Raw genomic sequence first — 26275 nt, 5'->3', positions numbered from 1 at the left:
ATTTTATCTTTAAAGAATTAAAAAACGCCTGCTCTTGCAGGCGTTTCAACTGCTGAGAGCACCTATGTTAGATCGCACACCTTCTCGTGAACTTCGTGAAGACCTTTGGGTATTCCCAATGGATTATCCTATTAAACTCATTGGCAATGCAGGTACAGAACTTCGTATTGCTGTGGTAGAAATCTTGATCAAACATTTCCCTGAGTTTGATGAAGCCACTTTGGCTGTACAACCTTCGCGTACAGGAAAATACCACTCGATTACTGCCCAACTGCGTTTTGAGGAACTTGAGCAAGTTCACGCACTGTATGCAGACTTGGCAGCTTGCCCTCATATCCGAACTGCGCTTTAATCCTGAACCAGATGCCTAAAACATCTGGTTTTGTTTTTTATATAAGGTTTTTCATTCCATGGATGCATCTACTCTCCAGCAGTCACCAAAACTTATTATTCGTATTTTCGATAACTTACAAGATTATCAAGCCAAGTTTTCAGAAATGAAAACCTTCACTGAAACACGTGAAGCAGATACTCACGATGAGTTGTGGCTGTTGCAGCATCAAGATGTACTCACTCAAGGACAATCTGGAAAACCCGAACATATTTTGGTTAGCAGCAATATTCCTGTAGTGCAGTCAGATCGTGGTGGTCAGGTAACATGGCATGGCCCAGGGCAAATGATCGCTTACTTTCTGTTTGACCTCAACCGCTTAAAATGGCATGTGCGTACACTGGTCAGCTTTGCCGAACAGTTGATGATTGACCTGCTCAAAAAGTACCAGATCGAAGCGTATGCTAAACCTGATGCACCAGGCGTCTATGTGGATGGGCGTAAAATCGGTTCTTTAGGGTTTAAAATTCGCCGTGGTCGCAGCTATCATGGGTTATCATTAAATATTGACTGTGACCTGCACGGTTTTCAGACCATTAATCCATGCGGCTATGCTGGTTTGGAAATGGTGCGTATTCAGGATCTTGTCGAAAATCATCCTAAATTTACACAACTCAGCCAAGACGTGATTGAATATTTAACACAAACTCAGTACTTTAAAGAAATTGAGGTCATTCTGGAAAAATAACGTTTTTTCTGGTTCTCTCTTTCAGATCAATAAATACAAAAAAGGACAAGTACGTGTTCACTAAGCCGTTAAAACCAGCAATGCAGCAAGCTTACGTCAAGCTCATGATGAGTGTTATTGGCAATGGCTTGGTGATTGCCAGCCAAGTTGACCCTGAAATTCAGCAAGAAATTGCTAAATTCCCTGAAAACTTCACACTGTCCATGAAAGTTTTTCCACATGGCCCAGCATTTACTGCGAGAGTCAATCAGCTTAAGCAACTTGAACTGGTCGATCAACCAAGCGGTAAACCTGATCTGTGCATTATCTTTAAACATTTGGAACATGCATTCCTGGTTTTTTCATTTCAGGAAAGTACTGCACGCGCCTTTGCCAATGACCGTATGATTGCAGATGGTGACGTTTCTTATGCGATTCGCCTTGTGCGCTGTTTAAACAAAATGGAATCGCTAATCTTACCCAAACTCATTGCATCACTCGCGGTCAAACAATACCCAGAACAACTTGGCTTTAAAGAAAAACTATCCAACGCCAGCCTGATCTATTTAAAACTTGCACAATCCTTTCTAAAACGGAGCGCATAAGCACATGACAAAAGCGTATTATGAATTTTTCTGTCCAGTCAAAGTCATTGCAGGTCACGCAGCTTTAGAACATATTCCTTTTGAACTTGCTACTTTAGGTGCAAAACGCCCACTGATTATTACCGATAAAGGCGTACGTACCAATGGTTTGCTTGAACCGATTGAAACGGCATTTAGCTCAACTGATGCTGAAATCGGCTTTATTTTTGATGAAGTACCACCCGATTCAAGCTTAGAAACCGTGAAAAAAGCCGCAGCTTTTTATCGTGAACATCAATGTGATGCGCTCATTGCAGTCGGTGGTGGCTCGGTGATTGATACAGCGAAAGCTACCAATATTTTAGTCACTGAAGGCGGTGATGATTTACTCAAATATTCGGGTGCACATAATTTACCTAAACCACTGAAACCATTTTTTGTGATTCCAACGACGTCAGGTACAGGTTCGGAAGTCACCATGGTGGCTGTGGTTTCTGACCCTGTCAAAAATGTCAAAATGGCATTTGCTTCTTACTACCTGATGCCACATGCCGCGATTCTTGATCCACGCATGACGCAAACCTTACCTGCGCACCTGACTGCCATGACCGCTATGGATGCCATGACGCATGCGATTGAAGCCTATACTTGTATGGCGGCAAATCCACTGAGTGACGCCTATGCAACAGGCGCAATCAAGAAAATTAGCCAGAACCTGTTTAAAGTATTGGATAACCCTAAAGATGCAGAGGCACGTTTAGAACTGGCACAAGCATCAACCATGGCAGGGATTGCTTTCTCTAACTCTATGGTTGGCTTGGTACATTCTCTTGGGCATGCATTGGGTGCAGTTGCACATTTACCTCATGGTCTATGTATGAACCTGTTCTTGCCGTATGTACTTGAATACAACAAGTCGGTCAATGGCGATAAAATTGCGGAGCTGTTGTTACCTTTGGCTGGTGCAGATATTTATGCACAAACCCCAGCCGATCAACGTACTGACAAAACCATTGAAACCCTCTACAGCATTCGTGATCATTTGTATGAACTGACCAAATTGCCACGTAATTTGCGTGAAACAGGCAAAGTTAGCGAAAGCCAGCTCGATGAGGTTGCAGAAAAAGCCTTAAATGATGGCTCAATTATTTACAACCCTAAAGAAGCCTCTTTAGCACAGTTACGAGAAATCTTGCAAAAGGCGTGGTAAACCAACCAAATAACAAAAAACGCCCATTGCCACTGGTACATTGGGCGTTTTTTGTTATATAAGAATCAACTACAATGCAAAGATCGTTGAATTGGCAGAAAAATTGCTAAAGGAATACTGCAATTAATTGCTGACAACAGATATCTATTTACGATAAAGTTGCGCTCTTTGTTAAAAAATGGGGGGATCGTTCGTCCTAAACGATCCTAAAAATTGATAGCTGATCCTTGATCAACGATTATGAGGATAACGCCGTTGACACATTCTCCTGGGACTCAATCGGCAGCAAAACTGCAAAAATCACTTCTACTGGGGCATGTTATTGTTATAGGTCTTGCCTATATTCAACCCATGACCTTGTTCGATACCTTCGGTATGGTATCTGAAGCCAGTGCCCAACATGTACCAACATCTTATTTCTTTGCCTTGCTGGCGGTGCTGTTCACTGCGCTGAGCTATGGCTATATGATCAAACGTTATCCATCTTCAGGATCAGCATATACTTATGTGCAACGTGCGATTCATCCCAATGCGGGCTTTATGGTTGGCTGGTCTTCCCTGCTCGACTATATTCTTAGCCCGATGGTGAATATTTTACTTGCTGTCATCTATTTAACAAGCATGTTCCCCAGCGTGAATCAATGGGTATGGGTCATTGGTCTGACTGGACTTATGACATGGGTCAACCTGCGCGGCATCAGATTTGTAGCCAACCTGAATGGCTTAATCGTATTTTTCCAGATGCTGGTGATTGCGATTTTTGTCTTTTTAATTATTAAAGACTTGGCACTTGGTCATACTGCACAAACTGCAATGGGTTTATCGGCAGCAAATAATGGCACCTTGCTTTCATCTGCACCGTTCTGGAGTGATCAAGCCAAACTAGGCGCCTTAATTTCTGGGGCAACCATTTTGTGCTTTTCTTTTACAGGTTTTGATGCACTCAGTTCACTGGCAGAAGAAACCCATGAAACCGATAAAGTCTTACCTAAAGCCATTTTCCTGACTGCACTGATTGCGGGCGTTGTGTTTATTGCCGCGACCTACTTTATGCAACTGTATTTTCCAGGGAACCCTGCACAATACTTCAAACACGTCGATGCCACCCAACCTGATATTTTACGCATCGTCGGTGGTGAGATGTTCAAGTCTGTGATCTTGGCATTTGCGATTGTAACAGTCATGGCATCGGGTATTTCTGCACATGCAGGAGTATCACGCCTGATGTATGTCATGGGTCGTGATGGGGTCTTTAACAAAAAATATTTTGGACATCTGAGCCCACAAACTCATGCCCCCACTTTTAACATTATTTTGGTTGGCGTCATCGCACTCTCTGCGGGTTTTACCGACCTTGAGCATGTCATTAACCTGATTAGCTTCGGGGCACTGACTGCATTTAGTTTTGTGAACCTGTGTGTGGTTTCACAATATGTATTGCGTGAAGGACGTACCAAAACAGCCGCAGATATTTTCCGCTATTTGGTGATTCCAATGCTCGGCTTTATCTCAATTGGTGCACTCTGGCTTCAGATTAACCACACTGCGTTGCAATGGGGAATTGTCTGGGCTGTGATTGGGGTTTTATTCCTTGGCTATAAAACCAAAGGATTTAAAATTCCACCACCACAGTACAAACACGACTAGAGTACGCTCAATAAAAAACCAGCTTTACGCTGGTTTTTTATGACTTCTGTTTGTCAAATCAAGCTTTGAATTAGCCTGCCAATTTTTCAGTAATCGCTAGAACACGTTTTGCATAGGCTTTAGCTGTATCTAAATCACCTGATGGAATCTCATCGACACTTGCATCGGCAGGAGACTGTACCAACAGACCGACTGATCCGCCCAAGTTATTAATATCTTGGCGAGTCGCTGCTTTTGTATTCGCAGGCAACAATCCCAAGCTCACCCAAAGACCACCATGTTGTGATGCCAAAGTTTGCAACTGAATGAGTGTTACTTGTTTGTCACCGTTAAAACTTGCGCTGTTGGTAAAACCTGCAAACACTTTATCTTTCCATGCTTGAGTGAACCATGCTTTTGAAGTTGCATCAGCAAATTTCTTAAATTGCCAAGGCGCTGTACCCATGTAAGTTGGTGCACCAAATACAATTGCATCGGCCTGATTTAAAGTTTCCCAGTCAGCTTCTTGAATATCGCCATTTTGGTCAATTGGAATCAGTTGTGCTGCAATTTCATTTGCAAACGTCTCTGCAATCACTTTGGTATGACCATATCCAGAAAAATATACCACTGCTACTTTTGCCATGTTGAAACCCTATTTTTTCGTTTTAGAAAGGAATTGCTATATAATATATTTTAGAAACTAACTGTCAATTAGTTACCAAAAGGTAACTACTGGTATCTGATCAAACATAGCACGGAATATATTTGAAATATGACATCGTTACCGTCTTACAACATTTACAATCTGTATTGTCCAGCACGCCTGTTTTTTGAAACACTTGCCAATAAATGGGTGTTACTAATCATGAATGTATTGGAATGCTCCTCCCAACATTTCAATCTTTTGAAAAAAAACATTGAAGGAATTTCTCCCAAAGTCCTGTCACAAACACTTAAAAACTTAGAACGTGACGGCTTTGTGAAAAGAACTGTGATCGATAGCAGCCCAATCCGAGTAGAATATGCTTTAACTCCACTCGGAACAGATTTCTCAAAAACTGCATATTTATTAAAAGAATGGGCGGAACAGAATATTGATCGTGTTTTACATGCACAAAATGCTTATGATGCGAATCTGAAAAAAATATCAACTGACTAAGTTTTTGAATAATTTATAAGTTCTTAATGGATAAAAATATTAGGCATCGTTCCTCGAGGCTTGATATCTTCTTTATCTTTACCCCAAAACAAAAAATATATTTCAATGAAGCACAATAGAAATGAAATGGCTGATGATCAAAGCCTATTTATAAATAAATAAAAAGTGTCCTCATAAAGAGGACACTTTTTTATGCAACTTTGATCATTACAGCACTTTAAAACCTTGTTGACGCCAAGCTTCATACACAATGACTGCTGTGGCATTCGACAAATTCAAGCTGCGAGAATTTTCTGCCATTGGCAGACGAATCCATTGTTCTTTTGGAAACATGAGGCGTACATGTTCTGGCAAGCCACGGGTTTCAGGCCCCATCAGCAATGCCACAGGACGATTTAAATCAACAGTATGCGGAATTGCCGAACCTTTGGTCGTCAATGGAAAAATATGCTCAACGCCCTGACTTGCCAAGTTCTCAAGGCACTGCTCAAAATTATCCCAGATTTTCATACGTGCATATTCGTGATAGTCCAATCCTGCACGCTTGAGCTTTTTGTCATCCAGTTCAAAACCTAAAGGCTTGATCAAATGTAACTGAGCGCCCGTATTGGCACATAAACGAATGATATTTCCCGTATTACTTGGAATTTCAGGCTCGTACAAAACCACATGAATCACAACTTTTCTCGACTTTTTCTACAGAAGTTACTGCAACTACTGCCACTGTAACTGTTCACGTAAATGCACGACTTCACCAATAATGGTCAAAGTTGGTGCTTGAATTTGATATTCGGTGACTTTACTGGCAATATCCGCCAGTGTTCCCACAACGACTTTCTGATCGGGTGTTGTTCCCTTAGAAATGAGTGCGACAGGCATATCTGGGCGCTGACCATGAGCAATCAGTTGCTGGCTAATTTTTTCCAGTCCTACCAAGCCCATATACAACACCAGAGTCTGGTTTTCATACACCAGTTCATCCCAAGGCAATTCAGGGGAACCTTCTTTCAGATGTCCTGTCAGAAAACGTACACTTTGAGCATAGTCACGATGTGTTAATGGAATACCTGCATAAGCCGAACAGCCTGATGCCGCGGTAATCCCGGGTACAACCTGAAAAGGCACACCCGCAGCAAATAATTCCTGAATTTCTTCGCCACCACGTCCAAAAATAAACGGATCACCACCTTTTAGGCGACAGACCCGTTTGCCCTGTTGTGCATATTCAACCAGTAAAGCATTGATACCATCTTGAGGGACACTATGATTGGAGCGTGCTTTACCCACATACACCTTTTCAGCATCGCGGCGGCATAACTCTAAAATAGGTGGAGAGACCAAACGGTCATAAATCACCACATCTGCTTGTTGCATGAGGCGTAAAGCCTTGAGCGTCAATAGTTCAGGATCACCTGGCCCTGCTCCGACCAAATACACTTCCCCTTTGGGTGCTGTCCACTCTGCCAGTGCCTGTTGTAGCATCTGATCGGCTTTTTCCAAGTTGTCATTAAACACTTGTTCTTTGAGTGGGCTGGCATACAGCTCTTCCCAAAACACCCGACGCTGATCAGGATTGGGAATTTTTTCTTTCACAGCTTTACGCCAGTGCCCCGAAAATTTTGCCAGCTTTCCTAAACCATGTGGCAACAAACTCTCAATCTGGGTACGTAACTGGCGGGAAAGTACTGGAGATGTGCCATTTGAAGCAACCGAAACCACCAAAGGCGAACGATCAATAATCGCAGGTACCATAAAACGACAGTGCGGAATATCATCTACACTATTGACCAATAGGTTACGCTGCTCACACAAATCAAAAACCAGATGATTTACTTTAGCCTGATTTGTTGCTGCAATGACGAGACGATAAGGATGTTCTAAATCAGTTTCAACAAATGCATGTTGCAGGAATTTCCCTGTTGATTTATGCACAATCTCAAGCAGATTTTCATCGATTTCAGGAGCAACCACATCAATGATTGCTCCTGCTTTATGTAACAAAATCGCTTTGCGGTAGGCAATATGCCCACCACCAACGATCAAACAACGCTGCTGCTGCAACTTGAGCGAGATTGGAAAAATTTCCACAACAACTCCCTAACTTTCAATCTGATCGTCTTTAAGCAAAAATCGTGCACAAAATTAATCGATGTACTCTAAACCACCCATATATGGGCGTAATACTTCAGGAATGACGATTTTGCCATCTTTTTGCTGATAGTTTTCCATAACGGCAAGCAAGGTACGACCTACAGCCAAACCTGAACCATTTAAAGTATGTACCAGTTCAAGTTTCTTTTGATCAACACGATAACGTGCTTTCATACGGCGCGCCTGGAAGTCGCCCATATTTGAGCAGCTTGAAATTTCGCGATAAGTATTTTGGCTTGGCACCCAAACTTCCAAATCGTAAGTTTTGGTTGCACCAAAGCCCATGTCACCACCACAAAGGATAATCTTGCGGTACGGTAAACCCAATGCCTGCAAAATACCTTCTGCATGAGAAGTCAGCTCTTCCAAAGCCTGCATCGAATCTTCAGGCTTCACGATTTGCACCATCTCAACTTTGTCGAACTGATGCTGGCGAATCAAACCACGCGTATCGCGTCCATAAGACCCTGCTTCACTACGGAAACATGGTGTATGTGCGGTATATTTGAGTGGCAGACGATCTGCATCAATAATTTCATCACGTACAAAGTTAGTGATTGGCACTTCTGCTGTTGGAATCAGGTAATATTCTTTCTCACCTTTTAATTTGAATAAATCTTCTTCAAATTTAGGGAGTTGACCTGTGCCACGCAAAGTATCAGCATTCACCAGATACGGCACATACGCTTCGGTATAGCCATTTTTGAGGGTATGTGTATCAAGCATGAACTGGGTCAATGCACGTTGTAAACGCGCAAGTGGTCCTTTCAAAACACTAAAGCGTGAACCTGTCAGTTTGGTTGCAGTTTCAAACTCCAAACCGCCCATCCACTCGCCAAGGTCAGTATGATCTTTGATCTCAAAGTCAAATTCACGAGGCGTCCCCCATTTGTAGACTTCAACATTATCACTTTCATCTTTGCCATTCGGTACAGATTCGTCTGGCAAGTTTGGAATCGACAAATATTTTTGTTCAATTTCATTTTGCAATTCAGCCAGTTCAAGTTCTGCCGTTTTAATTTCATCGGCAATGGCTTGCATACGGGTCATAATTTCGGAGGCATCGCCACCTGCTTTTTTGATTTGCCCAACCTGTTTCGCTCCAGCATTACGTTCTGCTTGGAGATTTTCAGTTTTAGACTGAATTTCTTTACGACGAGATTCTAAAGCTGCCCATTCTTCAACGTTCAGTTTTACACCACGTTTAGCAAGCGCTGCATTTACCGCCTCAATATTATTTCTCAGTAATTTCGGGTCAATCATAACCAATCAAATTGCATAAAAAAGACTGGGTATAGTGTAAGCGCTTCATTCTAAAAAATACAGTCACCTGTGATGAATCCTGCAGCTGAGCTACAGGATCCAAGACTATTTCGGCAAATATTCAGCACGAATCAGACCTTTTGCCATCGAATATGGCAAGGTCAGTTCTGTCATACCCTCAGCATAAGAGGCCATTTCATATAGTGGGTACACGAAAACAATGCCATTTGCGCCATAGTAAAAATTATCGGTAATCTCCAGTTTTTCTTTGGCAAATTGATGCTGACTGAACCAGTTCTGGTTGGCTTCATACAAGGCATTCAGAAGTTTTTGCTGCACTTGGGTTTGTAAAAGATCATCTACCATAATGCGTTTCTTGGTTTTTAAATCAAAAATCATATATTCCTTATGGTACATGCCATGCGCTGCACCCTGATTATAAGTTTCCGACTCAATCACAAACGAAGCCAGATTGGCATTTTGCCCTAAATAACGCACCAGAGCGCTATTCGAACTTTGAGTTAAATGCTGTGCCTGACTGGCTGCTGGTTCAGATGCAGGCGGGTTAAATGCCAGTGGAAAATCTTTCTTGAAACGTTTCAAGAAGAATCCATCAATCCAGTTCACATTGGTTTGCACTGTTGCCAATTGATAAGATGTGCATTCATCTTTCTCACAAACTTCAACTTTTGGCAAAATAATAGGCTGAGTTTTTGCCTGAATTAATGGAATGCTTGCAGTTTGCGACAGGCTTTGACTGGCTGATGAGGTTTCCTGAGTATGTTGAGATTGCTGACTGTCATGGCAGGCACTCAATACGCTTACTAAGACTGCGCCAACACAGCAATTGAGTATTTTATGCTTATAATTCAACGTATAACTCCCTTATATTCAGCAATCTTTTCACTATAAAGGATTTGGCTGTTAAACTGTGTTGCATTCTTGCTAAACAAAAAAGCCTGCATATCGCAGGCTCTTCGGATCAGAAAAATATTACTGATCAATAATATCCGTACCCTTAGGTGGGGTAAAATTAAAAATCAATGCAGGAATGCTGACATTTTTCGCCGCATTGGTAAAACGTATGGTTGTGGTTTGCCCTAAAGAATCATTTAAAATCATAAACGCTGGGGTACCATTTGCAGAAAAACTGATACTCAAATTCTGAAATGCGCTTTCTTTAGTTTTTGGCGTCAAGGTATAGTAAGTTTTACTGTGGTCTGGCTGACTCACACGATAAGACTGCATAATCTGACTAGTGTTACCTGAAAGCAATAATGCAGGTGTATTGGCAACCTGATCGCTCAAACTTTGACGCACGGCTTGCTGCAAGTCAGGATCATAAATCCATACTGTCTTACCCGTCGTCACGATGGTTTGTTTTGATGGTGCTGTTGTTTCCCAGAAAAATTTTCCTGGTCGAGCGACTTTCATCACGCCACGGAATGTCTGGTTCAGGTGCTGTGCTGTTAACCCTTTCTTCTGTACTGTTTTTTTACCATTACTTTTGGTGGTTTGTTCAAAGTTCGCACTCAAGCTATGTAAATTGGTTAACTGTCTGACTAAATTTTGAGTTGCTTGCTGTTCTGAAGCGGCAACTGGCGCTGCGAAAACTGTTGTACTTACGACTGGAGCCAAAGTCACGGCACCAAGTACCGCAGCACAAAATGTTTTACGAAGCATATTCATTGATTCACCTTTTTCTTTATAAATGCAGTTGCATTGTTTGCCATACTACTCTAGATGAGAAAATCTAAGAACAGAGAATATAAGCAATTTTGTATTTGTTATAGCACCAGTTTGTGAGCATTTTCCCTATTCATGAATAAAATATGAAAAATTGAAGCATAAAAAAAGCCTGCAAAAGCAGGCTTTTTTTTAATCAAAGCTTATACAGCTTCAATTTTTACGTAGCGACGGCCAAATTGACCTTTCACTTCGAATTTTACTACGCCGTCAGCAGTAGCAAATAGAGTATGGTCGCGACCCATACCAACATTTGCACCAGCGTGGAATTCTGTACCACGTTGACGAACGATGATGCTTCCAGCTGATACAGTTTGACCACCGTAAGCTTTAACACCTAGCATTTTTGGGTTTGAATCACGACCGTTACGTGTCGAACCACCGGCTTTCTTGTGAGCCATGTCTCTTACTCCTCGTGATTAGCCTGAAATACCAGTAATTTTCAACTCGGTAAACCATTGACGGTGACCTTGTTGTTTACGGTAGTGTTTACGACGACGCATTTTTACAATACGAATTTTGTCGTGACGACCATGACCAACCACTTCTGCAGTTACTTTAGCGCCAGCAACAACTGGAGCACCGATTTGAATGCTTTCGCCGTTTACAACCATTAATACATCATCAAATGTAATAGTTGAACCAGTTTCAGCTTTTAACAATTCTACTTTAAGGGTTTCACCCTCAACCACACGGTGCTGTTTACCACCGCTTTGGATTACTGCGTACATAATGTACTCCAAACCAAGCCCGTGTCGTCGTGTCGATAAAGGGATATATCGATCTTAAAACGAACGCCACTGGGGATATAAAGGGCTAGTATTTTAAGTAAAAAACATACAAACAACAAGTAGGCATATTTATTTTTACACATTAAAAGTCAACTATATATAACCAGTTGTTTTTTATTATTTTTTAACTATTATTCGCAAATAAAAAACCAAGAACTAAGAAAAACATCTATTTTATGGTATAAAACATGCTTTCAGCCACAATGTATTTGCTTGTGGCAGGCAGTATAAAAACGTTTTAAATAGATTTTAGGTTTTATGTTTATGGCCATCGATTTTAAGCAAGATATTCTCGCCCCTGTTGCTGCGGACTTTGCTGCAATGGATAAATTTATCAATGAAGGAATTAGCTCTAAAGTCGCACTGGTTATGTCTGTGAGCAAACATGTGGTTGAGGCAGGTGGCAAACGTATGCGCCCAATCATGTGTCTACTGGCGGCACAAGCCTGTGGTGAAAATGATCTCACCCAGACTCAGCGCTTAGCAGCTGTTATCGAGATGTTGCATACGGCAACATTGGTTCATGATGATGTGGTGGATGAGTCTAATTTACGTCGGGGTCGACCTACTGCCAATGCCACATGGAACAATCAAACTGCTGTTTTAGTCGGTGACTTTCTGATTGCTCGCTCTTTTGATTTGTTGGTTGATCTCAACAATATGACCTTATTAAAAGAGTTTTCAACAGGAACTTGCGAGATCGCCGAGGGCGAAGTGCTACAGCTTCAGGCGCAGCATCAACCAGATACCACAGAAGAAACTTATCTCAGCATTATTCATGGTAAAACGTCACGCTTATTTCAGCTCGCGACTGAAGGTGCTGCAATTTTAGTCGGTAAACCTGAATATCGTCAGGCGCTACAACAATATGCAGGACACTTTGGCAATGCCTTCCAGATTATTGATGACATTTTAGACTATACCTCGGACGCTGAAACATTGGGTAAGAATATTGGCGATGATTTAATGGAAGGTAAACCGACTTTGCCATTAATCTCGGCATTAAGTAAGACCTCAGGTACAGATCACGAGATTATCCGTAAAAGTATTGCTACAGGCGGCTTGACTGAACTTGATGACGTCATCCGTATTGTACAAAATTCTGGCGCTTTGGATTATTGTCGCCTGCGTGCCCAACAAGAAACTCAGCTTGCCATTGATGCTTTAGCAATTTTACCAGAGAGTATTGCCCGTCAGGGATTATACAATTTAGCCATGCTGGCTCTGGATCGTATCCAATAATAGACCGTGGTGAGATGACTCAACAATCTATCAGCCAAATTCTGATTCATATACAACAGCAGCTTGAATACCCTTCAACTGCTGTAGATGAACAAATCCTGATTGATCTCGTTCAGCAGCTTCGTCCAGAAAATCCACACAATGTGGAAGAAACCAGAAGCAAGTTTCGTTGCCTATTGCAAGCATTGAGACAAACTCCGCATAGTATTGTGAGCTTGCAACAGTATTTGCTGTGCCTAATCACCCAATATCAGCAAACAAAACTGTATGCAGACATTGGGATTTTGTCCTTGGATGGTTTCTGGAATCAATTGGGACAGCGTTTTATGTCTCATATCTTGCCTCCGATTAATGACCAGACTCAGTTGCAAAACCTGCTGGAAAAAGTCTTTTTTTTACCGACCGACCATTACTGGCTCGAACAGATTGAGCTTGTTGAATGGCGGGTACTATTTCAATTATTTGACCAGAATCAAAATCAGAAGCAGCAAAAAAACCTGCTAAAACAAGATGTAATTAAAGCAATTAATGTTTTGAGTTATCGCATCAGTGGAATTGGTTTATTTCCAGAGCTGATTTATGCCGAACCAAAACTCACCGAATACGAATCTCCTTTTATCGCACAGAACCGTGAAATTATTGGTTTTATTAATAAGTTCAATAACCTATTACTGAAAGATCATCAGGTAAGCATAGAGCAACCGCTGGATGCTGCACAGGCGTTTGTGATGATTGAACAATGTCAGACCATTGTCGGTAATATTCGTAAATCCACTAAACGGATTGGCGTCAGTTTGAATCTGACCTATTTGCTGACAGTTTTAGAACAGAGTCTTGAGCGGTTAGAGCTGTTATTGAAATTATTACAGGAATCTAAAGAGATTCGTGCCAATGGTATTCATAAACTGATCTGTGATTTGGTCACTGCCACCCACAATGAAAAAAGTGTTGGCGCATTACTTTCTGCCAACAGCGAATTACTGGCTTTTCAAGTCACTGAAAATGCGAGCAAGACTGGCGAAAATTATGTCAGCACTGACAAACAAGGTTTTTTTAGTATGTACTGGGCAGCCGCAGGTGCAGGTTGCATTATTGCTTTGATGGCAACCCTAAAGATTCTGCTGTCTCGTCTAACACTTGCTCCATTCGCTCATGCATTAAGTTATAGTCTGAATTATGCTTTCGGGTTCGTATTTATTCACATCTTGCATTTCACAGTTGCAACCAAACAACCCGCCATGACTGCTGCGGCATTGGCAGCTACGGTTCAGCATCGTAAGGGCTCACGGACGGCGCAACTTGCTGAACTTGCAGAGTTGATTGTCAATATTATACGTACACAGTTTATTGCCATTTTAGGTAATATTTCGATTGCGATCCCCACTGCTGCAATCATCACTTTTTTATGGCAAAAGATAACCAGTGAGCCCTTACTGAAGCATGCCAAGGCTGCCGACTTGCTACACAGTCTTGATCCATTTACTTCTCTGGCAATTCCCCACGCCGCAATTGCAGGGGTATGTTTGTTTTTATCGGGCTTAATTGCGGGTTACTTCGACAACATGGCGATTTACCGCAAAATTGGTCCACGTCTAAAAGCACATCAGCGCTTACGCGATTGGCTAGGTGAAGAACGTCAAATTAGATTTTCTGATTATGTCGAACGCAATCTGGGTGCACTTTCGGGTAATTTCATATTTGGAATAATGCTTGGCAGTATGGGCACCATTGGTTTTATTTTAGGCTTACCCTTAGATATTCGACATATTGCTTTTGCTTCTGCAAATCTCATTCAAGGTTTAATGTCCATCAATGAACCTCCTGATTTGGGACTAATTCTAGTGTCTAGTTTTGGCGTTTTACTGATTGGGCTCACTAACCTATTTGTCAGTTTTTCATTGACTATTCTTGTGGCATTACGCGCTCGACGCGTTCGTTTTGAACAATGGAAACCTTTGGCCAAGTTGGTGCTCACCCATTTTGTAACACGACCAAGTGACTTTTTTTGGCCACCTAAAACAACATCTGAAACTTCTGAACACCCTCAAAAATAACACCAAATACAATGTTATAACGATATAAAATCGAATGTATCCACAATAGAACCCTGCTGTTTTTTGTTATGTTTGTTTACTTAATGTTAAAAAAAACTTGAAATAAAATTACTATAAATTTTCAGACTTGAAAAAAAGTGTACTGGAAAGTACACTTTACCTTCTTAAAAATACCGTTGTTCGGTGACCTAAATTACAAGGTTGATGCATGCCGTATCTAATGTTCTGTATTGGCTGTGTTTTTTTTATTTTCAGTGTCAGTCTACTGAATTTAATGAGCACTCAAATTTTAGATCAGCAAATTGTCAGAATATTGAGCCTGCATCGAATTGAGTGGTTAGATCCTGTTGCAAAAGGCTTATCTGATCTTGGTAGCATGCCTTTTGTATCGATATTTACGACACTTTGGTGTGTTTACTGGCTGCGCATTCGACAGTATGCGATCGTCGTAACCATTATTTTAGCAGTGAGTGGGAGCAGTATTATTGGCTGGAGTTTAAAGTGGTATTTTGATCGTCCACGCCCTGCCTCTATCTACCATATGGTCAATAGCTATGGTGCATCCTTTCCTAGTGGTCATAGTGTCTCTGCAGCAACGCTGGCATGCCTTGTAATTATGATTTACCGACGACACCCACATTTCCGCAGCATTGCACCAACAGCATGTATCTGGTTCATATTTATGGGGATTTCTCGAGTATATCTAGGTGTACATTACCCAACAGATGTATTGGCAGGTTGGGGCATTGGCTTTTTATGGGTAGCCCTGATTTGGCTCGGATTCACGCGAATTCATATGAGTAAACAACAATTTAATTTTTAGAAAAAATCTAAAAGAGGTGTAAGAATGATGGCAGCTAAGCTTTGGGTTCCAACCCTTACTGCTTGCGCATTGGCAACAAGTATCGCACTTGTTGGTTGTAGCAATGACAAAAAGGATGCGCAGCAAGCTGCCGCTTCCCAGCAAGCACCTATGGTTGAAGTCGGTGTAATTGTTGCTCAGCCACAAAATGTGGAGAAAACGGTTGAACTCGCAGGTAGAACATCGCCTTATGAAGTCTCTGAGGTTCGTCCTCAGACAGGCGGCGTGATTTTAAAACGTCTATTTGCTGAAGGTAGCTATGTCAAAGCCGGTCAACCTTTGTATCAAATTGACTCTCGTGCTAACCGTGCTGGTGTTGAAAATGCCCAAGCAAGTTTGTTACAGCAAGAAGCCAATCTCAACAGTCTAACCACCAAAATGAATCGTTATAACCAGTTGGTCGGCATTAATGCTGTCGCCAAGCAGGACTACGATGATTTGGTTGGCCAAGTGAAAGTTGCAAAAGCTCAGGTTGAGGCAGCACGTGCAGCATTAAACACCGCACAAATCAATCTCGGCTACTCTACAATTCGTGCGCCTATTTCAGGTCAAACTGATCGTTCATCATTTACCGCAGGTGCTTTAGTCACTTCGGGACAAGCCGATGCACTGGTTAAAATTCAACGTCTAGATCCGATTTATGTCGATATTACCCAGTCAAGCAGTGACTTGTTGCGTTTGAGACAGGAACTGAAAAAAGGCAGTTTAGACAACAGCAACAACGCTAAAGTTAAACTTAAACTTGAAGATGGAAGCACATATGGCAATCAGGGGAACCTTGCCTTTGCCGATGCCAGTGTAGACACCAGTACAGGAAGTATTACCATTCGTGCCGTGTTCTCTAATCCGGATCGCTTGCTACTTCCTGGTATGTACGTCACCGCACAAATTGTGGAAGGTGTTGTTCCAAATGCTTATCTAGTGCCACAAATTGCGGTGTCTCGCACACCGACAGGTCAAGCAACGGTATTTATTGTCAATGCAAAAGGTATTGTAGAAACTCGTAATGTTCAGACTTCTGCTGCTCAAGGTCAAAACTGGATTGTAACCAGTGGTTTAAAACCAGGTGATAAAGTCATTGCCGATGGTGTTGCTAAAGTGAAAGAAGGCCAACAGGTGAAAACCACACCGTATCAGCCTGCTCCTGCTCAAGCAGCAACGCCAGCAAATCCTGTTACTCCTGTCGCAAAACCAAATGCATCAGCACCGGCTCAAAGCTCATCTAAACAGCAAGCACAGCAACATGCTTAAGGGGTAGATTGAATGGCTCGCTTTTTTATTCATCGCCCAATTTTTGCATGGGTGATTGCATTGGTGATCATGTTGGCGGGGGTTATTACGCTGACAAAGATGCCAATTGCACAATATCCAACAGTTGCTCCACCGAAAATTACAATTTCGGCAACTTATCCAGGGGCATCTGCTGAAACTGTTGAAAATACCGTTACACAGGTCATTGAACAGCAATTAAACGGCTTGGATGGTTTGCGCTATATTAGTTCACAAAGCGCAGCCAACGGTTCTGTGTCGATTGCCGTGAACTTCAAGCAAGGGGTTGACCCCAACATGGCACAGGTGCAGGTGCAAAATAAGTTGCAGACAGCAACAGCATCTTTACCTCAAGCTGTACAGCATCAAGGGGTGACCATCAAAAAATCAGGTGCGAGCTTCTTGCAGGTAGTGGCATTCTACTCTCCCGATGACAGCTTAAGCGGTGCGTACATCAAGGACTATGTCAACTCGCATATTTCTGAGCCGCTCAGCCGTGTTGCGGGTGTAGGCGAAGTTCAGGTCTTCGGTGGTCAATATGCGATGCGTATCTGGCTCGATCCTGCAAAACTGACCAATTATCAGTTAACCCCAAGTGATGTAAGTAGTGCGATTCAAGCACAAAACACTCAGGTTTCTGTCGGTCAGCTTGGGGGATCACCTGCGGTCAATGGTCAGATGATCAATGCGACAGTCAATGCGCAAAGCTTATTGCAAACACCAGAACAGTTTAAAAATATTATTCTGAAAAACACCACATCGGGTGCTCAAGTCCGCTTGGGTGATGTGGCGCGTGTAGAACTTGGTGCTGAAGACTATCAGTACGACACTAAATATAATGGTAAAGCTGCGGGTGGTGTCGCGATTCGTCTGGCAACTGGTGCCAATGCACTCGATACTGCCAACAACGTACAGGCTGCTCTTGCAAAATTACGTCCAAACTATCCTGCGGGTATGAAAGATACGATTGCATTTGACAGTACACCATTTATTAAACTATCGATTGAAAACGTGGTACATACCCTAGTTGAAGCGATTATACTGGTGTTTATTGTCATGTTCCTGTTCTTGCAGAATTGGCGTGCAACAATCATTCCAACGCTTGCCGTGCCTGTGGTTGTGCTAGGGACATTTGCGGTTATTAACCTGTTTGGCTTCTCGATTAACACCTTGACCATGTTTGCCATGGTGCTTGCAATTGGTTTGCTGGTCGATGATGCGATTGTGGTGGTAGAAAACGTCGAACGGCTGATTCAACAAGAACACCTTGATCCTGTGACGGCAACCGAAACATCAATGCAGCAAATTACAGGTGCATTGATTGGTATTACCAGTGTATTAACTGCAGTCTTTATTCCGATGTCATTTTTCAGTGGCACAACGGGTGTGATTTATCGGCAATTTTCAATTACTCTAGTGACCGCCATGGTGTTGTCATTAACAATTGCCCTGACCTTTACCCCCGCACTTTGTGCCACCATTTTGAAACAGCATGACCCCAATAAAGTGCCAAGCAATCATATTTTTGCTCGTTTCTTTAGAGGATTTAACAGCGGTTTCGACAAACTCTCACATCGTTATCAAAATGGTGTCAATCGCATGACCCATCATAAAGTGTTCTCCGCAACATTTTATGCGATTGTGATTGGTCTTCTAGGCTTCTTGTTTAAATCACTGCCAACTGCATTCTTGCCCGATGAAGACCAAGGTGTGGTCATGGCACTGGTCCAGTTGCCAACCAACGCTTCTTTGGAACGTACTGGAAAAACCCTAGATACCATGACCGATTATTTCATGAATAAAGAAAAATCGAGTGTGGCATCCGTGTTTAGTGTGGCAGGCTTCTCCTTTACAGGCGTGGGACAAAACCAGGGGATTCAGTTCGTCAAACTCAAAGACTGGAGCGAACGTAAAACCCCAGACACCCAAATCGGTGCACTGGTTGGACGTGCAATGGCACTCAACGGCATGATCAAAGATGCGTCAATGATCTTCCCGTTACAATTACCTTCAATGCCTGAGCTCGGTACAAGCTCTGGTTTTGACTTTATGCTCAAAGATATCAATGGTCAGGGGCATGCCAAACTGCTTGAGGCACGTAATGCAATTTTGGGCATGGCATCTCAAGACAAGCGCTTGATGGCAGTACGTCCGAATGGGATGCAAGATACTTCACAGTATCAAATTCAGATTGACCAAGCCAAAGCAGGTGCTATGGGTATTAACCTGACAGACATTAACAACACCATGAGTATTGCTTGGGGTGGTAGTTATATAAATGACTTCCTTGATCAGGGACGCATCAAGAAAGTTTATGTGCAAGGTGATGCACCTAGCCGCATGATGCCTGAAGACCTCAACAAATGGTATGTTCGTAACGCTTCAGGGACGATGGTTCCATTCTCTAGTTTTGCTACAGGTTCTTGGACATATGGCTCACCGCGCTTAGAACGTTATAATGGCGTATCGTCAATTAACATTCAGGGTTCAGCCGCTCCAGGCAAAAGTTCGGGCGAAGCCATGCAGGCCATGCAGGAAATCATGCAGAAACTGCCAGCTATGGGCTTAAAAGGCTTTGACTATGAATGGACAGGTCTGTCACTTGAAGAACAGGATTCAGGTAAACAAGGTCCTTATTTGTATGTTCTTTCCTTGCTGATCGTCTTCTTGTGTTTGGCAGCGTTATATGAAAGCTGGTCTGTGCCTTTTTCAGTCTTACTGGTGGTACCATTGGGCGTTATCGGTGCTTTAGCACTCACCTTTGTCGGCTTGATGATCTTGAAGAATCCAAATCTTGCCAATAACATCTACTTTCAGGTGGCGATTATTGCGGTGATTGGTCTTTCGGCGAAAAACGCGATCTTGATTGTCGAATTCGCAAAAGAACTGCAAGAAAAAGGTGAAGAACTGTTTGAAGCCACCATGCATGCAGCAAAACTGCGGTTACGACCAATTATCATGACCACGCTGGCATTTGGTTTTGGTGTATTGCCACTGGCTATTTCAACAGGTGCAGGTGCAGGTAGTCAGCACTCTGTTGGTTATGGTGTATTGGGTGGCGTACTCAGCTCAACATTACTTGGTATTTTCTTTATTCCTGTATTCTTTGTTTGGATTCGTAGTATCTTTAAATACAAACCAAAGAATACCCAAATTCAGGAGCATAAATCGTGATGCAAAACATATGGTCTCTTACAGGTCGTAGCATTGCCGTCTCCACACTTGCACTTGCTTTGGCTGCCTGCCAAAGCATGCGCGGTCCAGAGCCTGTTGCAAAACCCGATATTCCAAATCAGTTTGCATCGCAAAATACTGCTGGATCTTCTGTTGCAGAGCAAGGCTACAAAGACTATTTTTCAGACCCACGTTTGTTAAAAGTCATTGAAATGAGTTTGGACAATAATCGTGATTTGCGTACTGCTGCATTGAATATTCAAAAAGCACAGTTGCAATATCATGTGACTGAACTTGATCAGCTACCAACTGTCGGTACACAAGCTGACTATGCTCGTGCTCAAACAGCCACCTCTAACTGGAAACCTTCTTCAATGTATCAGGTTTCTCTTGGAGTCACGTCTTATGAACTAGATTTCTGGGGACGTGTGCGCAGCCTAAAAGACGCAGCACTTGATAGTTACTTGTCTACACGTGCAGCGAAAGACTCAACTCAAATTAGTTTGATTAGTCAGGTGGCTGAAGCGTGGGTGAGTTATTCTTATGCCAATGCAAACTTGCATCTGGCACAGCAAACGCTTAAAGCGCAGCAAGAATCGTATAACCTCAACAAAAAACGCTTTGATGTCGGTATCGACAGTGAAGTCCCACTGCGCCAATCGCAAATTTCTGTAGAAACTGCACGTAGTGACGTTGCTAATTATCAGACTAAACTTGAACAAGCCAAAAACCTGCTTGATCTTTTGGTCGGTAAAACTGTTCCAGCAGAGTTGCTACCAAAGGACACTGTGAAGCAGATTACCTCGCAAAAAGTGTTGGCGGCAGGCTTACCAAGTGACTTACTCAACAACCGTCCAGATATTGTGTCGGCTGAATATCAGTTAAGTGCAGCAGGCGCCAATATTGGTGCAGCGAAAGCAGCCATGTTCCCAACCATTAGCTTAACTGCAAACGCAGGTTTTGCCAGCTACCAGTTAAGTGATCTGTTTAAATCGGGTTCAACGATTTGGCAATTTGCACCGTCGATCAATCTGCCAATTTTTGACTGGGGAACACGTAAAACCAACGTCAAAATTTCAAAAGTTGATCAACAGTTGTCTTTAACAGGATATGAAAAGGCGATTCAGACTGCTTTCCGTGAAGTCAATGACGTATTGGCAACCCGCGGTCATATCAATGAACGCTTGGCAGCACAGCGTAGTTTGGTACAGGCAACCAACAAAAACTATCAATTATCAACCGCCCGTTTCCGCGCAGGAATTGATAATTACTTGACAGTTTTGGATGCACAGCGCTCAAACTACGCTGCGGCACAAGGTTTACTGACGCTTGAACAAACCAATCTGAACAATCAGATTGAATTGTATAAAACCTTAGGTGGTGGTGTGAAAGCCAACACTTCAGACCAAGTGCAGTACCCTGCCTCAAGTGCTGAACGCAATCAGAAAAAATAGACCAGACAAGAAAAAGCCCACTTCGGTGGGCTTTTTTATTACTTCACTTGCGCTTTACGAATCTGTTTATACAGTATGGATGGTGACAAACGTGACAACATTACGCCCAGTTTTTCTTTTCTGCCGCCAATCACAATATATTCCTGATCTTGCAGCAAGGCTTTGACTGTCTGCTGAGCAAATTCATCTGCATCTAAGCCTTGCTCAATCGCTTCGTCTTGGAAACCTTGTGCTTCGCCATTTCCTGTTAAAGCATTTAGCGACACGTTAGTTTTAACAAAACCAGGGAACACGACTGCAACATGAATTCCCTGTGCGGCAACCTCGGCACGCAAACTGTTTGCCCACATATGAATCGCAGCTTTGGCAGCCGAATACGTGGCTCGATATTGAGTTCCAATCAGCCCTGCGACACTGGAAATAAATACCACACGTCCCGACTTTTGCTTGAGCAACGTTGGTAAAACAGCTTTGGTCATAGCGACTTGAGCAAAATAATCTACTTCCATAATCTTGCGCTCAGTGTCCATGGACGTGTCTTGAATTAAAGCACGCTGACTTAAACCTGCGTTATTGATCAACCAGTCGATTCTGCTTTTTTCTGCCAAGACCTGCTGTAGCGCCTGCTCAATTTGCATGGCATTGGTAATATCCAGCGGAATACAAATATGCTTCTCTTGGTTTGCCAGCAAGGCTTTTACCCGTTGTAACTCACTGTCACGACGTGCAGACAAAACCAATTGCATACCTAACTCGGCAAAGACAATCGCCAAAGCCTGCCCAATTCCCGAAGATGCCCCTGTGATCCAAACCACCTGATCTTGCAAATTTTGTGTTTTCATAAATTGCCTTATTTTGTATGTCCATCACGAATCAAAAATTTCAGGAAATGATCGATATAATAAGGTGCAACGTGCAAATCAACTTCCTTGCCTAAGCCCTGTAAACGCTTATAGCCCATATGTGTGGTCATTTGTATGACGCCATTTAAAGTTTTATCCACCACAAAGTTAAAATGGAGCATTTCTTTGGGAACACGAATTAAATGCGTCACGCCCTGATCAATAATTTCAGTCAGTGCATGAAATGCAGGGCTAATCTGGCTGGCATCGCCTGCCTGAATCTTTTGAACCAATGTTAAAACTTGATCAACCAAGGTATCGGTTACAGGATAGCGTAAAAATACCTGATCTTGTTCCAAGACAATACATTTCGCAAAATAATTAACGATATCAACCAAGCGCGTATTACTGAGCAATGCCACTGACCACGGCAAATATTTTTTTAAGGCATCCAGCACATGCTGCACGACTTTTTCGGACTCTTCAGCAATTTTATGCCCTTCGGGACGTTGCACACGCTGCTTTTGTTGGGTCAATAAATCTACAAACACTTGCTGAATAATTTGCACCGCAACATCGGCAAGTAGTTGCCCCAACTCATGTGCCAGCTTTTGCTTGGTTGCGGCATTAAGTTGCTGTTGTAACGTTAAAAATTGTGCATAACTTTGCGGGTTGACCTGCAAACTGACCACATACCCCATAAAAAATCCTGCTTCAAGCATCCAATTTATCGCTTAACTGGATATTGTCGCATGATATGCCACAGATTGCCGACGCTTTGTAGCTTAATCTTGTGGATTTTTTTGCTACAATGGAGCCAATTTTTTTGCACTTTTGATCTGTTAACTATGACTGACGCAACTGCGAATTCCGCTCAGAATATTGCTACAACCTACGATCCTACCGAGATCGAGAAAAAATGGTACAAGACTTGGGAAGACAAAGGCTACTTTAAGCCATCAGGTCAAGGGGATTCATTCTGTATCATGATTCCACCACCGAACGTCACTGGTAACTTGCACATGGGTCATGGTTTTAACAATGCCATTATGGATGCCCTCACCCGCTACAACCGTATGTCAGGTAAAAACACCTTATGGCAACCAGGGACTGACCACGCGGGTATTGCAACCCAGATGGTGGTAGAACGTCAGCTTGGTGCACAAAACATCAGCCGTCATGACTTGGGCCGTGAAAAGTTCATTGAAAAAGTCTGGGAATGGAAAGAACAGTCTGGCGGTAACATTACCCGCCAAATCCGTCGTTTGGGTTCATCTGTAGACTGGTCACGTGAACGCTTCACCATGGATGAAGGTTTGTCGAATGCCGTAAAAGAAGTCTTCGTTAAACTACACGAAGAAGGCTTAATTTACCGTGGCAAACGCCTAGTAAACTGGGATCCTAAATTACAAACGGCTCTTTCTGACCTTGAAGTTGAGTCAGATAAAGAAGAAGCAGGTTCACTCTGGCACTTCAAATACTTCTTTGAAGATAAATCACTACGCACGCATGATGGTAAAGATTACATCGTGGTTGCAACCACACGTCCTGAAACTTTATTGGGTGATACTGCGGTTGCGGTTGCCCTTGATGATGAGCGTTATGCAGCGTTAGTTGGCAAAAACATCATCCTACCGATTACAGGGCGTGCAGTTCCAATCGTTAAAGATGAATATGTTGATAAAGAATTCGGTACAGGCTGTGTAAAAATCACCCCTGCTCACGACTTCAATGACTATGAAGTGGGTAAACGCTGTGAATTGCCGATCATCAACATCTTCAACAAAAATGCTGAAGTGTTGGCTGAGTTTGAATACATCGCCAAAGCGGGTGAGCAAATTTCTAAAACCATCGCTGCACCAGCAGACTACATTGGTTTAGAGCGTTTTGCTGCACGTAAGAAACTGGTTGAACAAGCTGAAGCTGAAGGCTGGTTAGACCAAATTCAACCGTATACCTTGAAACCACCACGCGGTGACCGTTCAGGCGTGATTGTAGAACCATTATTGACTGACCAATGGTATGTGAAAATTGCGCCACTGGCTGAACCTGCAATCGAAGCCGTAAAAGATGGTCGCATCAAGTTTGTACCAGAACAGTACAGCAACATGTATATGGCTTGGATGAACAACATTCAAGACTGGTGTATCTCACGTCAATTATGGTGGGGTCATCGTATTCCAGCTTGGTACGATGCTCAAGGCAATGTCTTTGTGGGTCGTGACGAAGCGGAAGTCCGTGCCAACAACAACATTCCTGCTGATGTTGCATTAAACCAAGATGAAGACGTATTGGATACTTGGTTCTCATCTGCGCTATGGACTTTCTCAACTTTGGGTTGGACTGGCGACAAAGCCAAAGATGCTGAAAACTACTTCCTCAATACCTTCCACCCAACTGATGTGTTGGTGACTGGTTTTGACATTATCTTCTTCTGGGTAGCGCGCATGATCATGATGACCATGCACTTCATGAAGAATGAAGATGGTACGCCACAAGTTCCGTTCAAAACTGTCTATGTACATGGTTTGGTACGTGATGGCGAAGGTCAGAAAATGTCTAAATCTAAGGGCAACGTACTTGACCCATTAGACTTGATTGACGGTGTAGACCTTGAAACCCTCGTACAAAAACGTACCACTGGTTTGATGAACCCGAAACAAGCGACGAAGATTGAAAAATCGACCCGTAAAGAATTCCCAGAAGGTATTCAAGCTTACGGTACAGATGCCGTTCGTTTCACCTTCTGTGCGCTTGCCAACACAGGTCGTGACATCAAGTTCGATATGAAACGTGTTGAAGGTTACCGTAACTTCTGTAACAAGATTTGGAACGCAACCCGTTTCGTGTTGATGAATGTTGAAGGTCAAACGGTTGGTCAAACCGCTCGTCCTGATCTTTGGGAATTACCTGAACAGTGGATCATCAGCCGTTTACAAAAAGCAGAACAAGCAGTTCAGCAAGCCTTTGCGACTTACCGTTTAGACTTGGCTGCACAAGCAATTTATGACTTCATCTGGAATGAATACTGTGACTGGTATGTAGAACTCACCAAGCCAGTATTGAACGATGCTGAAGTATCTGAGGAGCGTAAAGCGGAAGTTCGTCGCGTGTTATTGGCGGTAATGGAAGCGTCTTTACGTTTAGCACACCCAATTATGCCGTACTTAACTGAAGAAATTTGGCAAACCCTTGCACCAATGCTCGGTATTGAAGGCGAAACCATTATGACTGCGGCATACCCTCTGCCTGCTCAAGAGAAAATCAATGAGCAAGCTGAAGCGGACATGCAGTGGTTACAAGGTTTGATTGGTGCTGTTCGTAACATCCGTGGTGAAATGGGCTTAGGTAATGCACGTTTATTACCAGTGTTGCTTCAAAACACTACTGATGCTGAAAAAGCACAGATCACGCGTATTGAAGCATTGTTTAAAGCCTTAGCTAAAGTTGAAAGCATTACTTTCTTGGCTGATGCTGAGCAACCACCATTGTCTTCTTCATCTGTTGTGGGTCACGTGTCTGTATTTGTTCCAATGAAAGGTTTAATTGACCCGAAAGCGGAACTTGGTCGCCTACAAAAAGACTTGGACAAAGTGCAAAAGCAGCATGACCAAATTGCGACTAAACTTGCAAATGAAGGTTTTGTGGCGAAAGCACCTGCGGCTGTGGTTGAAGGTGAAAAAGTGAAACTGGCTGAGTTTGCTGACCAGTTAGCTAAGATTAAAGCGAATATGGAACAGATTGCGGCGCTTTAATTCTTTAAAGCCTCTGATTTTATCTATAATAT

23 protein-coding genes are annotated in these 26275 nt (G+C 42.7%); 13 read left to right on the top strand and 10 right to left on the bottom strand.

All coding sequences use genetic code 11. From position 1 onward, the window contains the following. Window positions 1-64: 64 nt before the first annotated feature. The 5 genes from F975_RS05230 (at window position 65) to F975_RS05210 (ending at window position 4499) form a co-directional block, all read left to right on the top strand. Window positions 65-352, top strand: coding sequence for a YbeD family protein (locus tag F975_RS05230; RefSeq protein WP_004751067.1), 288 nt, complete (start codon window positions 65-67; stop codon window positions 350-352). A 58-nt stretch (window positions 353-410) separates the two neighbouring features. Beyond that, window positions 411-1079 (top strand): lipoyl(octanoyl) transferase LipB, encoded by a 669-nt coding sequence (gene lipB, locus F975_RS05225; RefSeq protein ID WP_004751066.1) that lies wholly within the window; start codon window positions 411-413, stop codon window positions 1077-1079. A gap of 80 nt (window positions 1080-1159) precedes the next feature. Then, window positions 1160-1663, top strand: a complete 504-nt coding sequence (locus F975_RS05220; protein ID WP_034425770.1) for a hypothetical protein — start codon at window positions 1160-1162, stop codon at window positions 1661-1663. Between the two features lie 4 nt (window positions 1664-1667). Beyond that, window positions 1668-2852 (top strand): iron-containing alcohol dehydrogenase, encoded by a 1185-nt coding sequence (locus tag F975_RS05215; protein ID WP_004751062.1) that lies wholly within the window; start codon window positions 1668-1670, stop codon window positions 2850-2852. A gap of 240 nt (window positions 2853-3092) precedes the next feature. Further along, window positions 3093-4499 (top strand): APC family permease, encoded by a 1407-nt coding sequence (locus F975_RS05210; protein WP_004751060.1) that lies wholly within the window; start codon window positions 3093-3095, stop codon window positions 4497-4499. Between the two features lie 70 nt (window positions 4500-4569). Here the strand turns inward: F975_RS05210 and F975_RS05205 are convergent, their stop codons facing one another. Next, window positions 4570-5124, bottom strand: a complete 555-nt coding sequence (locus F975_RS05205; RefSeq protein ID WP_004751058.1) for a flavodoxin family protein — start codon at window positions 5122-5124, stop codon at window positions 4570-4572. Between the two features lie 129 nt (window positions 5125-5253). Between F975_RS05205 and F975_RS05200 the strand changes: the two genes are divergently transcribed. Next, a complete protein-coding gene (locus F975_RS05200; protein WP_004751057.1) occupies window positions 5254-5640 on the top strand; it encodes a winged helix-turn-helix transcriptional regulator in 387 nt (128 codons plus the stop codon). 207 nt (window positions 5641-5847) lie between these two features. Here F975_RS05200 and F975_RS05195 read toward each other — a convergent pair whose 3' ends face one another. The 7 genes from F975_RS05195 to rplU all read right to left on the bottom strand — a co-directional run bounded on the left by F975_RS05195 (window position 5848) and on the right by rplU (window position 11531). Next, window positions 5848-6318, bottom strand: coding sequence for a tRNA (cytidine(34)-2'-O)-methyltransferase (locus F975_RS05195; protein WP_004751054.1), 471 nt, complete (start codon window positions 6316-6318; stop codon window positions 5848-5850). A 36-nt stretch (window positions 6319-6354) separates the two neighbouring features. After that, window positions 6355-7728: a siroheme synthase CysG gene (gene cysG / locus F975_RS05190; RefSeq protein ID WP_004751052.1), complete on the bottom strand. Its 1374-nt coding sequence runs from the start codon at window positions 7726-7728 to the stop codon at window positions 6355-6357. 54 nt (window positions 7729-7782) lie between these two features. Beyond that, the gene (serS, locus tag F975_RS05185) at window positions 7783-9054 is read right to left on the bottom strand and encodes a serine--tRNA ligase (protein WP_004751050.1); all 1272 of its coding nucleotides are present in this window, start codon (window positions 9052-9054) and stop codon (window positions 7783-7785) included. A 105-nt stretch (window positions 9055-9159) separates the two neighbouring features. Beyond that, on the bottom strand, window positions 9160-9927 hold the full coding sequence (locus tag F975_RS05180) for an RsiV family protein (protein WP_004751049.1): 768 nt from the start codon (window positions 9925-9927) through the stop codon (window positions 9160-9162). A gap of 120 nt (window positions 9928-10047) precedes the next feature. Beyond that, window positions 10048-10743, bottom strand: coding sequence for an outer membrane lipoprotein periplasmic chaperone LolA (gene lolA, locus F975_RS05175; protein WP_004751047.1), 696 nt, complete (start codon window positions 10741-10743; stop codon window positions 10048-10050). Between the two features lie 200 nt (window positions 10744-10943). Next, a complete protein-coding gene (gene rpmA / locus F975_RS05170; protein WP_004751045.1) occupies window positions 10944-11201 on the bottom strand; it encodes a 50S ribosomal protein L27 in 258 nt (85 codons plus the stop codon). Between the two features lie 18 nt (window positions 11202-11219). Next, complete coding sequence (gene rplU, locus F975_RS05165; protein WP_004751043.1) at window positions 11220-11531, bottom strand: 50S ribosomal protein L21; 312 nt, start codon at window positions 11529-11531, stop codon at window positions 11220-11222. 324 nt (window positions 11532-11855) lie between these two features. On the opposite strand from rplU, the gene sdsA reads away from it, so the two are divergent. From sdsA to adeC, 6 genes are all read left to right on the top strand, one after another. Further along, window positions 11856-12833, top strand: a complete 978-nt coding sequence (gene sdsA, locus F975_RS05160) for an All-trans-nonaprenyl-diphosphate synthase (RefSeq protein ID WP_004751041.1) — start codon at window positions 11856-11858, stop codon at window positions 12831-12833. A 14-nt stretch (window positions 12834-12847) separates the two neighbouring features. Beyond that, a complete protein-coding gene (locus tag F975_RS05155; RefSeq protein WP_004751039.1) occupies window positions 12848-14887 on the top strand; it encodes a site-specific recombinase in 2040 nt (679 codons plus the stop codon). A gap of 208 nt (window positions 14888-15095) precedes the next feature. Further along, a complete protein-coding gene (locus F975_RS05150; protein ID WP_004751037.1) occupies window positions 15096-15710 on the top strand; it encodes a phosphatase PAP2 family protein in 615 nt (204 codons plus the stop codon). A 27-nt stretch (window positions 15711-15737) separates the two neighbouring features. Then, window positions 15738-17000, top strand: a complete 1263-nt coding sequence (locus F975_RS05145; RefSeq protein ID WP_004751035.1) for an efflux RND transporter periplasmic adaptor subunit — start codon at window positions 15738-15740, stop codon at window positions 16998-17000. 12 nt (window positions 17001-17012) lie between these two features. Continuing rightward, window positions 17013-20192 (top strand): efflux RND transporter permease subunit, encoded by a 3180-nt coding sequence (locus F975_RS05140; RefSeq protein ID WP_004751032.1) that lies wholly within the window; start codon window positions 17013-17015, stop codon window positions 20190-20192. Further along, window positions 20192-21646, top strand: coding sequence for an AdeC/AdeK/OprM family multidrug efflux complex outer membrane factor (gene adeC, locus F975_RS05135; RefSeq protein ID WP_004751030.1), 1455 nt, complete (start codon window positions 20192-20194; stop codon window positions 21644-21646). The genes F975_RS05140 and adeC overlap by 1 nt, the downstream gene beginning before the upstream one ends. Before the next feature lie 38 nt (window positions 21647-21684). Here adeC and F975_RS05130 read toward each other — a convergent pair whose 3' ends face one another. Next, the gene (locus F975_RS05130) at window positions 21685-22488 is read right to left on the bottom strand and encodes an SDR family oxidoreductase (RefSeq protein ID WP_004751028.1); all 804 of its coding nucleotides are present in this window, start codon (window positions 22486-22488) and stop codon (window positions 21685-21687) included. 8 nt (window positions 22489-22496) lie between these two features. Continuing rightward, the gene (locus F975_RS05125) at window positions 22497-23189 is read right to left on the bottom strand and encodes a hypothetical protein (protein ID WP_004751027.1); all 693 of its coding nucleotides are present in this window, start codon (window positions 23187-23189) and stop codon (window positions 22497-22499) included. A 147-nt stretch (window positions 23190-23336) separates the two neighbouring features. On the opposite strand from F975_RS05125, the gene F975_RS05120 reads away from it, so the two are divergent. Next, window positions 23337-26243 carry a valine--tRNA ligase gene (locus F975_RS05120; protein ID WP_034425763.1) on the top strand — a complete coding sequence of 969 codons (2907 nt, stop codon included), beginning with the start codon at window positions 23337-23339 and terminating at the stop codon, window positions 26241-26243. Window positions 26244-26275 lie beyond the last annotated feature (32 nt).

Source organism: Acinetobacter brisouisimilis, from assembly GCF_000368265.1.
Classification (GTDB): Bacteria; Pseudomonadota; Gammaproteobacteria; order Pseudomonadales; family Moraxellaceae; genus Acinetobacter.
This window is presented reverse-complemented; position numbering and strand designations above follow the sequence as displayed.

Bases quoted from the DNA above. Each gene is read 5' to 3' on its own strand.
- F975_RS05230 (WP_004751067.1), top strand. From the start codon at position 65: ATGTTAGATCGCACACCTTCTCGTGAACTTCGTGAAGACCTTTGGGTA.
- lipB (WP_004751066.1), top strand. From the start codon at position 411: ATGGATGCATCTACTCTCCAGCAGTCACCAAAACTTATTATTCGTATT.
- F975_RS05220 (WP_034425770.1), top strand. From the start codon at position 1,160: ATGCAGCAAGCTTACGTCAAGCTCATGATGAGTGTTATTGGCAATGGC.
- F975_RS05215 (WP_004751062.1), top strand. From the start codon at position 1,668: ATGACAAAAGCGTATTATGAATTTTTCTGTCCAGTCAAAGTCATTGCA.
- F975_RS05210 (WP_004751060.1), top strand. From the start codon at position 3,093: ATGAGGATAACGCCGTTGACACATTCTCCTGGGACTCAATCGGCAGCA.
- F975_RS05205 (WP_004751058.1), bottom strand. From the start codon at position 5,124: ATGGCAAAAGTAGCAGTGGTATATTTTTCTGGATATGGTCATACCAAA.
- F975_RS05200 (WP_004751057.1), top strand. From the start codon at position 5,254: ATGACATCGTTACCGTCTTACAACATTTACAATCTGTATTGTCCAGCA.
- serS (WP_004751050.1), bottom strand. From the start codon at position 9,054: ATGATTGACCCGAAATTACTGAGAAATAATATTGAGGCGGTAAATGCA.
- lolA (WP_004751047.1), bottom strand. From the start codon at position 10,743: ATGAATATGCTTCGTAAAACATTTTGTGCTGCGGTACTTGGTGCCGTG.
- rpmA (WP_004751045.1), bottom strand. From the start codon at position 11,201: ATGGCTCACAAGAAAGCCGGTGGTTCGACACGTAACGGTCGTGATTCA.
- rplU (WP_004751043.1), bottom strand. From the start codon at position 11,531: ATGTACGCAGTAATCCAAAGCGGTGGTAAACAGCACCGTGTGGTTGAG.
- sdsA (WP_004751041.1), top strand. From the start codon at position 11,856: ATGGCCATCGATTTTAAGCAAGATATTCTCGCCCCTGTTGCTGCGGAC.
- F975_RS05155 (WP_004751039.1), top strand. From the start codon at position 12,848: ATGACTCAACAATCTATCAGCCAAATTCTGATTCATATACAACAGCAG.
- F975_RS05150 (WP_004751037.1), top strand. From the start codon at position 15,096: ATGCCGTATCTAATGTTCTGTATTGGCTGTGTTTTTTTTATTTTCAGT.
- F975_RS05145 (WP_004751035.1), top strand. From the start codon at position 15,738: ATGGCAGCTAAGCTTTGGGTTCCAACCCTTACTGCTTGCGCATTGGCA.
- F975_RS05140 (WP_004751032.1), top strand. From the start codon at position 17,013: ATGGCTCGCTTTTTTATTCATCGCCCAATTTTTGCATGGGTGATTGCA.
- adeC (WP_004751030.1), top strand. From the start codon at position 20,192: ATGCAAAACATATGGTCTCTTACAGGTCGTAGCATTGCCGTCTCCACA.
- F975_RS05130 (WP_004751028.1), bottom strand. From the start codon at position 22,488: ATGAAAACACAAAATTTGCAAGATCAGGTGGTTTGGATCACAGGGGCA.
- F975_RS05125 (WP_004751027.1), bottom strand. From the start codon at position 23,189: ATGGGGTATGTGGTCAGTTTGCAGGTCAACCCGCAAAGTTATGCACAA.
- F975_RS05120 (WP_034425763.1), top strand. From the start codon at position 23,337: ATGACTGACGCAACTGCGAATTCCGCTCAGAATATTGCTACAACCTAC.